Source organism: Dickeya undicola (genome assembly GCF_000784735.1).
Taxonomy (GTDB): Bacteria; Pseudomonadota; Gammaproteobacteria; order Enterobacterales; family Enterobacteriaceae; genus Dickeya; species Dickeya undicola.
Window position 1 is genome coordinate 61,501 of record NZ_JSYG01000049.1, and the last position, 14,231, is coordinate 75,731.

Here is a 14,231-nt window from a genome sequence, read left to right on the forward strand (position 1 = left end):
GGAACCGAAACGTTTTGGTTTTGTGATCAGGTTAAAAAGCGAGCGATGAAAATAATCACATGAACACGTCGGTAAGAACGGCTATCCGGTTGAGGTCGGCGGCGGGTTATCAGTCTGCCCGGCGCGCAATTGCGGTTGCCACAATACCTGCAACGACGCCGGTTCGTCTCCCGCCAGCAGGCGAAACACCATGTCGGCGATTTGTTGCCCAACCTGCGCGCGGGTGGCCTGCGTAATGGCAGTGACGGGTAGATCCACCAGTGAGTCAGTCGGCAAGCCGTCGTAAACGATCAGCGATACCGCCTGCTCGCCCTGTAGGCGTCCGCTGTCGCGCAACGCCAGCGCGGCCCCCTCCCCCTGCGTACTGCCGTCGACCACGATGGCGGTGGGCGGCTGCGGCAGCGCCAGCCATTGCAAGGTGGTCTGATAGCCTTCCCGGCGTGATGGCGCAATCTGTTGCAGCAGCTCGTCACGCCGCTCGATACCGGCAGCAGCCAGCGCGTCCAGATAACCAGCGCGCCGCTGGACAATGAACGACTGCGGGTGGTGTTCGCCAAGAAAGGCGATATGGCGATGGCCGAGCGCAACCAGGTGACGAGTGGCAAGCGCGGCACCTGCCTGATTGTCGAAATCAAACCAGGCATAGGGCGACGGCAGGTCGCTGCGCCCAAGCGCCAGAAACGGAAAGCGGATCGATTGCAGATACTGTAGGCGAGGGTCTTGTTGCAGGGTGTGGGCGACAATCAGCGCATCCACCCGGCGGCTTTCAATCATGCGCAAGAATGCGTGGTGATCGGCTTGCTCTTCGTCGGCGATCAGCAGCAGGTCAATCTCCTGCTTCGACACTTCATGGCTGATCTCCGCCACCATCTCCATGAAGGTCGTATTGCTGAGCGGCGCAGGTTGCAACGGGAACACCAGCCCCACCGCATCAATGCGGCCCATTTTCAGGCGGCGGGCAAAGGTATTCGGGCGATAGCCGAGACGTCGCGCCTCCTCTTCCACCCGCAGACGCGTCTCGGCGGCCACGTCATCGTAACCGTTCAGCGCCCGGCTGACGGTAGTGACCGACAGCCCCAGCGTTTTTGCAATCTGTTTCAGTGACATGGCGCATCACCCACCCTGGATTCCGTTACGCGCCAGACTATCACAAATCGCGGCAAGGGGGGGATGACAGCGAGGGATCAACGCACCTCGCCGGTGCGAGGGGTCGAGGGACTGTTGACAAACAGCCGAGTTGTTTTGTGAACGGTGATGTCTGTCTGAGCAGTGAATGATTTCGTGCGGGATGAACGGTGTAGTTTCTTTGCTATGTCATCGCACGCACGACAAAGATAGGCTCAAACGCCGCCTCTCCTTGACCACTGGCTGGTGGCTAAACTGTACCGCTGCGCGGTCCCTTCGGCATTCGCCTTCGCTGTTCGGGCCGCCCATGACGCGATTACTCGCCCCATCCCTGGGGCTCGCCCTTCGGGCCAGCGTAAACGCTGTTCAAAAACGTTCCCGACGTTTTTGTCCGGCGCGGCATGGGCTTTCGCCGCGTCCATGCGGCTCACCCGGCGAAGTCACCCGCCTCAGCACAGTTTTTAACGCCGGAAAAACCTTTATCCTGTAATTAAAGAGAATCGTCAGCAGGGAAAGGTTATTTCTTATCTTTATTGGCCTTGCTGATCACATCACGCGCCCAGCGCGGGTGGTGTTTCAACGCCCATTTCTCGGACACCTTGCCTTCGATCATCCCTTTGATGGAGCCGCGCACCCAAAACGCCATGTACATATGGATCAGGATGGCGTGGATCAGCACGATGGCCGCCGTGGCGTGCAGCAAAATGGCGTAACGCACCACATCAATCGGGAACAGGTGCGCAAAGTACGGCCGCCACATGATAACGCCGGTGATCAGCAACACCAGCGTCAGCCCCATGATGCTCCAGAACATCAGCTTCTGACCGGGGTTGTATTTACCCACGTCGGCCACTTCATGCTCATTGCCCTTCAGCACTTCGATGATGTTGAGGAACCACGGTAGATCACGCAGCTTCGGGATGTTGTGCCCGACAAAACGGAAAAACATCGGCACCAGACACACCACGATCAGAATACCGAAGAACGGGTGCATGATGCGCCCCATCTGCGGCGTACCGAAGGTTTGCGTCAGCCACTGCAACGTCGGGAAAAACAGCGCGATACCGGACAGCGCCACCATAAAAAAGCTGATCACCACAATCCAGTGGCAAACGCGGTCAATAAATTTGGTGCGCACAATCATTTTCGGGTTACTCATGCTTGTCTTCTCCTTCGTGCTCCTGCCCTTCATGCGGGTGCACTATCTCTTCCGTATTCGGCCCGATACCAATGTAGTGGAACATCAACCCGGCGAAGGTAGCGACAAAGCCCAGCGTGGAGAGTGGCTTGAGAATGCCTTTCCACAGGTTGACTGGCGTCGAAATCTTCGGGTTGTCCGGCAGGTTGTGGTACAGCGACGGTTTATCGGCATGATGCAGCACGTACATCACATGGGTGCCGCCGACGCCCTGCGGGTCGTACAGACCGGCCTGGTCGTAGCCACGTTTTTGCAGATGCGCGATACGCTCGGCAGCGAGCTGCTTCATCTCTTCCTTGGTGCCGAAATGAATGGCACCGGTCGGGCAAGTCTTCACGCAGGCCGGTTCCTGGCCGGTGCTGACGCGATCCACACACAGTGTGCATTTGTAGACGCGGTTATCCTGCTTGTTTAAGCGCGGAATGTTGAACGGACAACCCGCGATGCAATAACCACAACCGATACAATGTTCGGACTGAAAATCGACGATGCCGTTAGCGTACTGAATGATGGCCCCCGCTGACGGGCACGCTTTCAGGCAGCCCGGTTCAGCGCAGTGCATACAGCCGTCCTTGCGGATCAGCCATTCCAGGCGGTCTTCGCTTTCCACTTCGGAAAAACGCATCACCGTCCAGGATTTGGCGCTCAGATCGGCCGGATTGTCGTACACCCCGGCGTTGTGGCCGACGTCATCACGGATGTCGTTCCATTCGGAACAGGCCGCCTGACAGGCTTTACAGCCGATGCAGGTGGTGACGTCGATCAGTTTGGCGACTTCGCTTTTATCGTCCCGAACCTGTGGCGGCGGCGTCAGGCTGCTGGTGGCCGAGCGCTGGATAATATCCTGAGATTGCATTGACATAACGTTTTACCCTTACACCTTTTCCACATTGACCAGGAACGCCTTGTACTCCGGCGTTTGCGAGTTCGCGTCGCCGACGCTCGGCGTCAGGGTATTCGCCAGGAATCCCTTACGCGTCGTGCCTTCAAATCCCCAGTGGCAGGGAATGCCGACGGTTTCGATCGCTTTTCCGGCCACAGTCAGCGTCTTGATGCGCTTGGTCACCACCGCTTTCGCTTTGATGTAACCGCGCTGGCAGGACACTTTCACCATGTCACCCGCCTGAATCCCTTTGCTTTTCGCCAGATTCTCGCCGATTTCAACAAACTGCTCCGGCTGAATGATGGCGTTCAACCGTGCGTGTTTGGTCCAGTGGCGAAACAGTTCGGTGATGGAATAGGTGGTGGCGACATACGGAAAATCGCTGGCCTTGCCCATGGTTTTGGCATCGCGCGCAAACAGGCGTGCCGCCGGGTTGGACACTACCGCCGGGTGCAACGGGTTGGTGCCAATCGGGGTTTCTATCGGTTCGTAATGTTCCGGGAACGGGCCGTCCGCCAGTTTGTCTAGCGAGAACAAGCGAGCCACGCCTTCCGGCAGCATGATGAACGGCAGGGTGTCTTTGCCCGGTGGCACGGTGGCGGCGAAGTCCGGCACGTCGATGCCCTTCCACTTCTGGCCGTTCCACTCGATCAGCTTGCGCTTGCTGTCCCAGGGTTTACCCTGCAAGTCCGCCGAGGCGCGGTTGTACAAAATGCGGCGGTTCTGCGGCCAGCACCAGGCCCAGCCCGGCGTGCTGCCCAGGCCCACATCGGTGTTGTCACGCTTGGCCATCTGGTTACCGGCCTCAGTCCAGCTACCGGTATAAATCCAGCAGAAGCTGGCGGTCGTGCCGTCGTCGCGCAGTTGCGAGAAATCCGCCAATTGCTGGCCTTTTTTCAGCACCAGATTGCCTTTGTCGTCGTAGATATCTGCCAGTGCCATGCCGTTAGATTCACGGGCAATTTCTTCCGGCGTCGGGTCTTCCGGGTCCTGATAGTTCCAGTTGATGTTCATCACCGGTTCTGGGCAGACACCGCCCTCTTCGCGGTACAGCTCACGCAGGCGCATCATCAAACGACCGAGGATTTTACCGTCGTGCAGCGCCTCTCCTGGTGGCTCGGCCGCGGCCCAGTGCCATTGCAGCCAACGGCCAGAGTTGGCGATGGAGCCGTTTTCTTCGGCAAAACAGCTGGACGGCAGACGGAACACTTCGGTCTGAATGTCAGCCGAATTCACGTCGTTAAACTCGCCGTGATTCTGCCAGAAGGTGGAGGTTTCGGTCGCCAGCGGGTCGATCACCACCATGTATTTCAGTTTCGACAGCGCAGCGGTAGCCTTGTTTTTGTTGGCGAACGCCGCCAGCGGGTTAAAGCCCTGAACGATGTAACCGTTCATTTTGCCGTCCAGCATCAGTTCCGTCTGGACCATCACGTCATAGCTGCGGTCCCACTTCGGCAGCCAGTCATAGCCCCAGTTGTTGGACGCCTGCGCGTTGTCGCCCCAGAAGCTCTTCATCATGCTGATGAAGAATTTCGGCGTATTCTTCCAGTAGTTCACCTGCTCCGGCAGCAGCGCATCCGGCGTGATCTGGCTGAGGTAGGTTTTCAGGTCACCCTGCTTCTCGGACGGCAACGGCATATAACCTGGCAGGTTAACGGTAAGCAGGCCAAGATCGGTGTAACCCTGGATGTTGGAGTGACCGCGCAAGGCGTTGATGCCACCACCGGCCATGCCGATATTACCCAGCAACAGCTGGATCATCGCCGCTGTGCGAATAATCTGCGCGCCGTTGGTGTGGTGGGTCCAGCCCAGCGCGTACATAAAGGTAGCGGTTTTATTGGATACGCAGGTGTCCGCCAGCGACTGACAAATCTCTTCGTAGGCTTTGGCCGGGGTGCCGCACAACGAGGTCACCATCTCCGGCGTGTAGCGGGCAACGTGTTTTTTCAGCAGGTTCCACACGCAGCGCGGGTGGGTCAGGGTCAGGTCGCGTTTGGCGAAACCATCGGCCCCCAACTCGTACTGCCAACTGCTCTTGTCATACTGATGGGTCTGCGGGTTATAACCGCTGAACAGACCGTCGTCGAAACGGAAATCCTCACGCACGATCAGGCTGGCACTGGTGTAAGACTTCACATACTCGTGGTGAATCTTATCGTGGGTAATCAGGTAGTTGACGATACCCAGCAAGAAGGCGGCGTCGGAACCGGCGCGAATCGGTGCATACAGGTCGGCAACCGCGGCGGAACGGTTAAAACGCGGGTCGACCACAATCAGTTTGGCGTCATTGTGGGTTTTGGCTTCCACCGCCCATTTGAAGCCGACCGGGTGCGCTTCCGCCGCGTTGCCGCCCATCACGATAATCACGTTGGCGTTTTTGATATCCACCCAGTTGTTGGTCATCGCCCCGCGGCCGAAGGTCGGTGCCAGCGCGGCAACGGTCGGGCCGTGGCACAGGCGGGCCTGACAATCGATGGCGACCATCCCCAGCGAGCGAGTAAACTTCTGGTCGAGAATGCCGGTTTCATTGCTGGCAGCGGAAGAGCACAGCATCCCGGTGGTCAGCCAACGGTTAACCACCGTACCTTTGGCGTTGACGCGTTCGAAATTGGCGTCACGGTCTTTTTTCATCAGACGAGCGATACGGTCAATGGCGTCATCCCAACTGATGCGTTGCCATTTGTCCGAACCGGGCGCACGGTATTCCGGGTATTTCAGGCGGCCTTCACTGTGGATGTAGTCCACCAGACCGGCCCCTTTCGGGCATAACGAACCGCGGCTGACCGGATGGTCCGGGTCCCCTTCGATGTGAAAGATGGCGGGTTTGGCGTTTTTCGCCCCGTCGCCCAGGCTGTACATCAGCAGCCCGCAACCGACGGAACAGTAAGTGCAGTTATTGCGCGTTTCCTTCGCCCGCAGCAGCTTGTACTGACGGACCGATGCCATTGCTTCCGTTGGTGTAAATCCTAAAACAGCGAGTGTCGTCCCAGCCATTCCCCCGGCACAGACTTTAAAAAAGCCCCTTCGATTAACTTGCATGTTCTTCCCTATAAAATTTATGTATTTTTTTTGTTGCGGGAAATCTAACAACACGCCACGAGGAGATTTTGAGCAAAATCAAAAATTACGGTTTTAATAGTACATTCACCCCCTTTATGGGTATTGGCTGGTTGATTTTCGTTATGCAATTAAATAAATAACGATTTAAATGCTTATTTAATCGACCTTCTGCCACGATTCCAGCCCCCACTCTTTCCGGTATCAGCACCCCATATCACTGTCTCTAGCCAGCCGTTTTTACCCATACCACTACCCTATTGCTACGAATGCGTAACAACCGGGCCGTTCGGCAAGAGTATGAAGCAACCCACCTGACGCGATTTTGCAACATACCGTCAACAGCGGTTGTGCTGATAAACCACTGGAACCGGAGGTTCCGGCGCTATCCGTCGGCGAGAGGCCATAACGCATGGCGGTGATGAAAATGGGGATACGCCTTGAATCCTGCCGCTTTTAACACCACATCTATACTCATACGCTGATATAACAGTGCTACTGATCTGGAGGCCTTATGGCGGACCCGCACGCGAAGCATTATTCCCCCGAAACCGGGCGTTTCTTTAACCTGCGACCGTCAAACGCACCACGGATGAGTCTGTGGCAAAGTTTGTCGTTGCTGTGGCGGCTCGGGTTTCAGCGCCAGGGTCGCGTGCCGGACAAACGACTGCCGGAGCTATCCCCCGATCTCAATGCGTTCCTCGCCGCCGACGAACACCTCAAATTTATCTGGTTTGGGCACTCGACCCTGCTGCTCAATCTGGATGGTGTGCGAATTCTGACTGACCCGGTGTTCTCCGCCAGCGTCTCGCCGTTCAGCTTTATGTTCCGTCGTTTTCAACCGCCGGTGCTAACGCGCGAGGCACTGCCGGATATTGACATCATCCTGTTGTCGCACGACCACTACGACCATCTTGACGAGCAAACCATTCGCGCCTTCCGCGATACCACAACCCGCTTTATCGCCCCGCTGAAAGTGGGCGAACATCTGCAAAAATGGGGCATTGCGGCACAGCGGATTGAGGAACTGGACTGGTATCAGTCTCATACGCTCAACGGCATCACCTTTACCGCCACGCCATCGCACCATTTTTCCGGCCGCAGTTTGTCCGGGCGCAACACCACGCTGTGGGCGTCCTGGGTGATTCAGGGGCAACGGGAGCGACTCTTTTTCAGCGGCGATTCCGGCTATGGCGAGCACTTCCGCGATATCGGCGAACGCTTCGGCCCGTTTGATCTGGCGTTTATGGAGAACGGCCAGTACAACCACCGCTGGCCGGATTCACACATGCACCCGCAACAGACCATTCAGGCGGTGCAGGACGTGCGCGCCCGCCAGTTCATGCCGATCCACTGGGGCATGTTCGCATTGGCTTTTCACGACTGGGCCGACCCGGTGCGCAGCAGCAGCCAACTGGCACGCGAGCAGCAGTTACCGATCATCATGCCGATGCTGGGGGAAGTGGTCACGCTGGGGACGCCGACGGCGACACCGATGTGGTGGGAGCAATACACCAACGCCCGGCAAGCATCACTAATCACCGATACCGCCGTGCAGGATGTGGAATAGCGGAGATAGGGGACGAACAGCGCGCCAGTATTGCGAACCGCCATCGCCCACGCAACCGGCTGAGATCTCAGCACATCGAGATCCAGCGGCTGGCGTTGGGGCATACACTACCCTTTGCGAATCAATCATACGTTTCACGACCTAACGGATGCCTAACGCGCTCAACCGGAACGGCAACAGGAATAGGTTGCCGTTACTGTTAGTAACTTGGATAGGGAGATTGCGGGTTGTGAGTAGCCGGTAAGAATGCTAGATGGCTAGGATAGCCAGTTAAGGAAGAAGGGCCACTCGATGGCCCTTACATGATGCTACTGATTTTTTTCGCAGTCTTCTACGGGACATTTCCAGTTTTTACTATTGCTTGGGCGATCCGGGTGAATCTGATTTTCTGATGGATTAAAATCATGCCAGTTCTGACATTCCTTTTCGAATGCAGCTTTGGGTGACGAGGCTGTCGAAAATTTGAAATGTGTACATAAAGGGTGCTTACCAATATGGCTTTTTAGCCGTTGATTTACATCACTATCAGAGCGACCTACATACCGCACTATAAACTCATCTTTACTGATATACCCCAAGGCGTAGTTTCCGACAGTTTTTGGAACAACACGATCAATTTCCTCAGAAGTTAACTTGTAGCGCTCACTTCCCATATTTAATGAAGCCATTTGCTTTTTTCCTCAAAACACCACGCCAATTGCGCATACTTCATATGGTTTCCCCAGAGAGCATTTTCAAGAAATATCGAAAAAAACAATTAAAAAAAATTAATATTTATTTATGGTTATAAGGTGCAAAAAAATCTGCACACAAAGACGCAATTAGCCTGTGCAGCATTGCGGGAGCCTTGCACGCGCAGGGTGTTGAACGACAAGTCATAAAGCCGCATCTGAGCTGATAAGAAATATAACCCTAATGACTCTATAAAGTTGTTTTTTGGGGTTATCAGAGTTATTCTTTCTTCATAGCAGGACTACAGGGTTTAAGGATGGATAGCAGGACGTTGATAGCAGAAATCAAGGCCGATGGATGGGAGCTGGTAAGGGTTAACGGCAGTCATCACCATTTTACCCACCCAACCAAACCAGGATTAGTGACCATCCCACACCCTAAGAAGGATTTACCGATAGGCACGGTAAAAAGCATCAGAAAACAAGCGGGGATATCATCCTCACTGACTCAAAGAGGCTGAATTATGTTTTATCCAATTGCCATTGAAACAGGCGACGATACTCATGCATACGGCGTGACAGTGCCCGATCTGCCGGGCTGTTTCTCCGCAGGTGATACGCTTGATGAGGCTATCGCCAATGCTAAAGAAGCGATCACCGGCCATATTGAGCTGCTGATAGAGATGGGCCAGGATATTCCCGCCGTGTCATCCGTAGGTGCGCTGGCGAAAACACCGGAGTACACCGGTTACACCTGGGCTGTTGTTGATATTGATGTCACTCGGCTGATGGGAGGGGCGGAAAAAATCAACGTCACGCTGCCGAAGTCGCTGATTGACCGTATAGACCGCTGTGTAGCGAGTAACCCGGAATTTAAGAGCCGCTCAGGATTTCTTGCTCAGGCGGCGTTAGAGCGGATTTCATCCATTCGCTAACCTTTTATTCTGAAACCTGCTTCGGCAGGTTTTTTTGCCTAAAAAAACATACCATTTTGCATAACGTTTTGGATGCTATTTTCCCCATTTCCGCCGCAGCACCTCCCGCCGTTCTGCATCCGCACGTTCCTTGTGTTGCGCCGTCTCAAGCCAGTCACGGGCAGCGGACGGGCTGAGAATAAACACCCCATCGTCGTCGCCGACGGCCACATCGCCGGGTTGCACCGTCACGCCCGCCACCGTCACCGGTACATTCACCGCCCCTGCCGTTCCCAGCGTGCGGGTGGTGATGGCGCTGACGCCTTTGCAGAACACCGGTAGCCCCAGTTGGCGTAGCGCGCGCGAATCGGTCACCGTACCGGCCACCACCACACCCGCCAGCCCTTTCACACACGCGGCTAATGCGCGCAGTTCGCCCCAGCAGGCGCGCTCTTCCTCATCGGAGGCATCAATCACCAGCACGTCGCCGGGCTGGCTCAGCAGCAATGCTTCACGCAATACGCCGCCGTCCGGCGGGCACAGCTTCACCGTTACCACGTTGCCGACCATCTGCACGTCCGGCAGCAGCGGCCGGATGCCGGACAAATACCCCTCTTCGGTCAGATGCCCCAGGGTCGAGGTGCTGATGTGGCGGTAGCCTGCCAGCAGGTCATCACTGATCGGCGGTACGCGGGGAATAATGTGATAACTCATGGTCTATCCTGCAACAGGTTGATCTTCGCGCTTCACGCCACCCGGCACGTCTTCCCGTGGTTTCTCGCGCCCGAACGGAATACACAGCGGCGTATGGAAAAACGGGTCGGGGATGATACGACAGTCCAGGTTGAACACCGTTTTAACCAGCGCTTCGTCGAGGATTTCAGCCGGTGCGCCCTGCGCGAAAGCGGTGCGATCGTGCACCGCCACCATGTGGTCGGCGTAACGACAGGCCAGATTGAGGTCGTGCAGCACCATAATGATGGTTTTGCCGTGCTGGCGATTTAACTCTCGCAACAAATCCAGCACTTCGATCTGGTGCGCCAGATCGAGGAACGTCGTGGGCTCGTCCAGCAACACCACCTCGGTGTCCTGCGCCAGCGTCATCGCTATCCATACCCGCTGACGCTGACCGCCGGACAACGCATCCACCGGTCGGTTCGCCAGTCCATCGGTGCCGGTTTGCATCAGCGCCAGGTTCACCATCCGTTCATCTTCCGCCGACCACTGCTGCAACCAGTTTTGATACGGGTAGCGCCCCAGGCTGACCAACTGTTTCACGGTGATGCCTTCCGGTGCCTCCGGCATCTGCGGCAAAATCGCCAGTTCGCGCGCCACCTCGGCGGTAGATTTGCGGTGGATATCCTCGCCATTAAGGACAACCGCGCCTTTCAGTGGCTTAAGCAAACGAGCGAAAGACTTAAGCAGCGTACTTTTGCCACACCCGTTGCTGCCAATCAGCACCGATACCTTGCCCTTCGGCAGTTGGATATCCAGATTATCGATAATGGTCTGGTGGGCGTAGCCGAGGGTTAACCCCCGGCTGGTAATGGCGGTCATCATCCGTTTCCTTAATGCCGTTGTTTAATCAATAAATACAGAAAGAACGGCGCGCCCAGCGCCGAGACGAAAATTCCGGCGGGCAGGTCCAGCGGCAAGAACAGCGTTCGCCCGCACAAATCCGCCACCATCACCAGCGCGGCACCGCAAAGACAGGCCATCGCCGCCTGCCCGGCAAACCCCGGTGCCACCAGCCGCTTGGCAATATGTGGCGCAATCAGCCCGACGAACGCCATTGCACCGCCCCAGGCAATCGCCGCGCCTGCCAGCGCCACGCTGAGCAACAGCAGCGCCAGACGCAGCCATTGCACCCGCACACCAATACCTTGCGCCAGCCCATCGTCCAGTTGTTGTACCCGCACCTGGCGCGCCAGCCACACTAGCCACGGCGCGATCAGCAGCAGCCAGCCGCCCAGCTCACGGGTTTCCCGCCAACTGGCACCGTAGACACTGCCGGTCAGCCAGACATACGCCGACAGCGTGGTGGTCAGCGGGCTGAACACCAGCATGAAGGTGGTAGCAGCCACCAGCAACGCCGATACGCCAACGCCGGTCAGCACCAGCCGCTGCGGCGACACGCCGGATTGCCATGCCAATAAATACACCGCCAGCGCTGCCGTCGCCGCGCCAATCATCGCTGCCAGCGGCAGGTAGTGCGCCCCCAGCGTGGTAGCGAGAAACGACAGGTAGAACACCGCCGCCGCACTGGCACCACTGGTGATACCCAGAATATCCGGCGAGGCCAGCGGATTGCGGATCATCGCCTGCAAAATCAACCCGGACACCGCCAGCGCGCCGCCGACCAGCGCCGCCAGCACCACGCGCGGTAACCGCAACTGCTGGACGATCAATGTTGCGCCTTCTGACTGCGATGACCACAGCGCCCGCAACACTTCCCACGGCGACAGCATCAGCTTGCCAACACCAAGCGATGCCACCATCACAGCCAGCACCAACAGCAACGCCAACAGCACACGGCCGACGGTGGTTAGATTGATCTGGCGGGAAAAGCGCCCTTGTCGCCACACCAGCACGTTATCCATCACGTCATGTTTATCCATGACGCCCTCCACGTCGTAGCAGCACAATAAAGAATGGCGCACCGAACAGTGCTGTCATCACACCAACCGGCACCTCCTGCGGCACAATCACCACCCGCGCCAGAATATCCGCCAGCAATAGCAATGCCGCTCCCAGCAGCGCGCAGCCCGGCAGCAGCCAGCGATGGTCAGCAGGCAACAGCTTTCGCGCCATGTGCGGCACAATCAAACCGATAAAGCCGATACTGCCCGCCATGGCTACCGCGCCACCGGCCAGCGCCACTACCAACAGGCTCATCAGCAACCGAATACGCCCGGTGCGCTGCCCTAACCCACGAGCTATGGCTTCCCCGGCATTCAGTACGTTGACCTGCCCCGACAGCAGCAGCGCGCCGACCAGCGCAACCAGGCAATACCCCATCAGTGGCAGCACCGTCGCCAGTTCGCGATCGGCCACCGAACCCGCCAGCCAGAACAGCACCGTATCCAGCCCTTCCTGATTCACCACCAGCATCGCCTGACTGAAGGCAGCGAACATGGCGGTGAGGGCGGCCCCCGCCAGCACCATGCGCAGCGGGTTAAGGCTGCCTTTGCCCATGGTGCCGATAAGCCACACCAAACATCCGGCCACCGCTGCGCCAGCAAACGCCGACCACAGCCACACCGACATCGCCACTTTGGGAAACAGCGACACACAGACAATCAGAAAAAACATCGCCCCGGCGTTGATGCCGAACAGCCCCGGCGACGCCAGCGGGTTACGGGTCAGCACCTGCATCAATGCGCCCGCGACGGCCAGACTGGCACCCACCACGATGGCAATCAACGTGCGCGACAGGCGAGTAGAAGTAACCAGAATATGGCTGACATTGAGTGGGTCCGGGTGCCACAGCGCACCCAGCACCTGTGACGGTGAAATCCAGATTGGCCCGACCATCAGACTGAGGACGGCCAGCACCAGCAGGCAAACACCACCGCCTGCCAGCACCTGGCCGGGTGTCACTCGCCTCCCGGCCGGTATCACGGCATGACTCATGACGCGCCTCCAGCGATACCGGTGACCTGGGCGATGTCGTCCAGCATCATGTTGGCACCCAGAATGCCGCCGGACAGGCTCCAGGTGACGCCGTTTACCACCCACACCTGATTGCGACGCGGGGCGCGTAACTGCTGCCACAGCGGATGACGAATCAGCGATTCATAGTTGCGTTGCACAGATGGGCTCTCGGATCGCAGGAAAATGAAAAAGATGTCGGCATCCACCACCGGGATACTCTCTTTGCTGGTCAGTTTGAGCGAGACGCCCGGCTGGGCGCGGCTGGCGTCGCTCCAGCCAAACCCCAGTTCGCTCAGCACCGAGCCGGGAAAACTGCCGGGTAAATAGCTGCGGATATGGTCTTCGCGGATATCCAGTATCGATACGGTCGGCGGCCAGTCGCCGCCGAACTTGTGCTGCAACTGCTCGCGCAGCCCGCTCACCCGCTGCTGCCAATGTTGCAATAACTGCTCAGCCACCGCCTGACGTCCCAGCGCCTGCCCCATCACCTGCACCGTTTTTTTGAACTGGTAAATTTCATCCAGCATCACTACCGGCGCAATCTGTGACAACAGCGGCTCCAGCCGCTGATGGCGAAAGCGCGACGCGACAATGGTATCGGGCTTCAGCAACACGATATCTTCCAGACTGGGCTGGGTTTCCAGCCCCACATGCGGCACCCCGGCCAGCGCCTGGCGCAGGTAGCGATACATGGGCTTCTCACTCCATGAATCCACCACCCCGGCGGGCGTGACACCCAGCGCCACGGCGGTATCCGTAGCCCCCTGAAACAGCGTGATCACCCGTTGCGGCATCAACAAAGACTGGGCCAGCGCAGGCCGACCCAGTCCCAGTGGCAACAGGCTTAACGACCACCGCAGCAACCTGCGGCGCGAAAGCAAATACTCATTCACGATTCTGTGTGACCTACCTTACAGGTTGAACTGTTGGCGGACAGTTAGAGGCTGTTGATAAACAGCCGTGTTATTTGTGTTGCCGGTGAACTGTGCCGGGACCGTGCGACATTTCGTGCTTGCTAAACTGAGTGAATTCTTTGCAACCTCATCGCACGCACGACAAGGAGAGGCTCAAACGCCGCCTCTCCTTGACCACTGGCTAAGGGCTAAACTGTGCCGCTCACGCGGTGCCTTCGGCGGTCGCCTTCGCTGTTCGGGCCGCC

General features: G+C 57.5%; 13 protein-coding genes. 3 read left to right on the forward strand and 10 right to left on the reverse strand.

Going from position 1 to position 14,231, the window contains the following annotated elements; genetic code table 11:
* Positions 1–81: 81 nt before the first annotated feature.
* From OB87_RS19035 to fdnG, 4 genes are all read right to left on the reverse strand, one after another.
* Complete coding sequence (locus OB87_RS19035) at positions 82–1,107, reverse strand: LacI family DNA-binding transcriptional regulator (RefSeq protein ID WP_033570940.1); 1,026 nt, start codon at positions 1,105–1,107, stop codon at positions 82–84.
* 535 nt (positions 1,108–1,642) lie between these two features.
* Positions 1,643–2,284 carry a formate dehydrogenase-N subunit gamma gene (gene fdnI, locus OB87_RS19045; protein WP_033570942.1) on the reverse strand — a complete coding sequence of 214 codons (642 nt, stop codon included), beginning with the start codon at positions 2,282–2,284 and terminating at the stop codon, positions 1,643–1,645.
* Positions 2,277–3,185 carry a formate dehydrogenase subunit beta gene (gene fdxH, locus OB87_RS19050; protein WP_033570943.1) on the reverse strand — a complete coding sequence of 303 codons (909 nt, stop codon included), beginning with the start codon at positions 3,183–3,185 and terminating at the stop codon, positions 2,277–2,279. The genes fdnI and fdxH overlap by 8 nt, the downstream gene beginning before the upstream one ends.
* A gap of 12 nt (positions 3,186–3,197) precedes the next feature.
* Positions 3,198–6,245, reverse strand: coding sequence for a formate dehydrogenase-N subunit alpha (fdnG, locus tag OB87_RS19055; protein WP_072025508.1), 3,048 nt, complete (start codon positions 6,243–6,245; stop codon positions 3,198–3,200).
* 532 nt (positions 6,246–6,777) lie between these two features.
* Between fdnG and OB87_RS19060 the strand changes: the two genes are divergently transcribed.
* Positions 6,778–7,833, forward strand: a complete 1,056-nt coding sequence (locus OB87_RS19060) for an MBL fold metallo-hydrolase (protein ID WP_033570944.1) — start codon at positions 6,778–6,780, stop codon at positions 7,831–7,833.
* A 308-nt stretch (positions 7,834–8,141) separates the two neighbouring features.
* On the opposite strand, the gene OB87_RS20150 is transcribed toward OB87_RS19060, so the two are convergent.
* Entirely contained in the window at positions 8,142–8,501 is a 360-nt protein-coding gene (locus OB87_RS20150) for a hypothetical protein (RefSeq protein WP_072025509.1), read from the reverse strand.
* Positions 8,502–8,821: 320 nt separating this feature from the next.
* Between OB87_RS20150 and OB87_RS20155 the strand changes: the two genes are divergently transcribed.
* A complete protein-coding gene (locus tag OB87_RS20155; RefSeq protein WP_071842437.1) occupies positions 8,822–9,025 on the forward strand; it encodes a type II toxin-antitoxin system HicA family toxin in 204 nt (67 codons plus the stop codon).
* 3 nt (positions 9,026–9,028) lie between these two features.
* The gene (locus OB87_RS19065) at positions 9,029–9,439 is read left to right on the forward strand and encodes a type II toxin-antitoxin system HicB family antitoxin (protein ID WP_033570945.1); all 411 of its coding nucleotides are present in this window, start codon (positions 9,029–9,031) and stop codon (positions 9,437–9,439) included.
* 75 nt (positions 9,440–9,514) lie between these two features.
* On the opposite strand, the gene OB87_RS19070 is transcribed toward OB87_RS19065, so the two are convergent.
* Genes OB87_RS19070 through OB87_RS19090 form a run of 5 tightly spaced genes read right to left on the reverse strand, consistent with a single transcriptional unit; the run spans position 9,515 to position 13,965 of the window.
* Positions 9,515–10,132, reverse strand: coding sequence for an RraA family protein (locus OB87_RS19070; protein ID WP_033570946.1), 618 nt, complete (start codon positions 10,130–10,132; stop codon positions 9,515–9,517).
* 3 nt (positions 10,133–10,135) lie between these two features.
* A complete protein-coding gene (locus OB87_RS19075; protein WP_050515752.1) occupies positions 10,136–10,975 on the reverse strand; it encodes an ABC transporter ATP-binding protein in 840 nt (279 codons plus the stop codon).
* A gap of 11 nt (positions 10,976–10,986) precedes the next feature.
* Positions 10,987–12,036 (reverse strand): FecCD family ABC transporter permease, encoded by a 1,050-nt coding sequence (locus tag OB87_RS19080; protein ID WP_050515753.1) that lies wholly within the window; start codon positions 12,034–12,036, stop codon positions 10,987–10,989.
* Positions 12,029–13,051: a FecCD family ABC transporter permease gene (locus OB87_RS19085; protein WP_050515754.1), complete on the reverse strand. Its 1,023-nt coding sequence runs from the start codon at positions 13,049–13,051 to the stop codon at positions 12,029–12,031. Before OB87_RS19085 ends, OB87_RS19080 begins: the two co-directional genes overlap by 8 nt.
* Positions 13,048–13,965: an ABC transporter substrate-binding protein gene (locus tag OB87_RS19090; protein WP_033570947.1), complete on the reverse strand. Its 918-nt coding sequence runs from the start codon at positions 13,963–13,965 to the stop codon at positions 13,048–13,050. Before OB87_RS19090 ends, OB87_RS19085 begins: the two co-directional genes overlap by 4 nt.
* Between the last annotated feature and the right edge of the window lie 266 nt (positions 13,966–14,231).

Bases quoted from the DNA above. Each gene is read 5' to 3' on its own strand.
- OB87_RS19035 (WP_033570940.1), bottom strand. From the start codon at position 1,107: ATGTCACTGAAACAGATTGCAAAAACGCTGGGGCTGTCGGTCACTACC.
- fdnI (WP_033570942.1), bottom strand. From the start codon at position 2,284: ATGAGTAACCCGAAAATGATTGTGCGCACCAAATTTATTGACCGCGTT.
- fdxH (WP_033570943.1), bottom strand. From the start codon at position 3,185: ATGTCAATGCAATCTCAGGATATTATCCAGCGCTCGGCCACCAGCAGC.
- fdnG (WP_072025508.1), bottom strand. From the start codon at position 6,245: ATGCAAGTTAATCGAAGGGGCTTTTTTAAAGTCTGTGCCGGGGGAATG.
- OB87_RS19060 (WP_033570944.1), top strand. From the start codon at position 6,778: ATGGCGGACCCGCACGCGAAGCATTATTCCCCCGAAACCGGGCGTTTC.
- OB87_RS20150 (WP_072025509.1), bottom strand. From the start codon at position 8,501: ATGGCTTCATTAAATATGGGAAGTGAGCGCTACAAGTTAACTTCTGAG.
- OB87_RS20155 (WP_071842437.1), top strand. From the start codon at position 8,822: ATGGATAGCAGGACGTTGATAGCAGAAATCAAGGCCGATGGATGGGAG.
- OB87_RS19065 (WP_033570945.1), top strand. From the start codon at position 9,029: ATGTTTTATCCAATTGCCATTGAAACAGGCGACGATACTCATGCATAC.
- OB87_RS19070 (WP_033570946.1), bottom strand. From the start codon at position 10,132: ATGAGTTATCACATTATTCCCCGCGTACCGCCGATCAGTGATGACCTG.
- OB87_RS19075 (WP_050515752.1), bottom strand. From the start codon at position 10,975: ATGACCGCCATTACCAGCCGGGGGTTAACCCTCGGCTACGCCCACCAG.
- OB87_RS19080 (WP_050515753.1), bottom strand. From the start codon at position 12,036: ATGGATAAACATGACGTGATGGATAACGTGCTGGTGTGGCGACAAGGG.
- OB87_RS19085 (WP_050515754.1), bottom strand. From the start codon at position 13,051: ATGAGTCATGCCGTGATACCGGCCGGGAGGCGAGTGACACCCGGCCAG.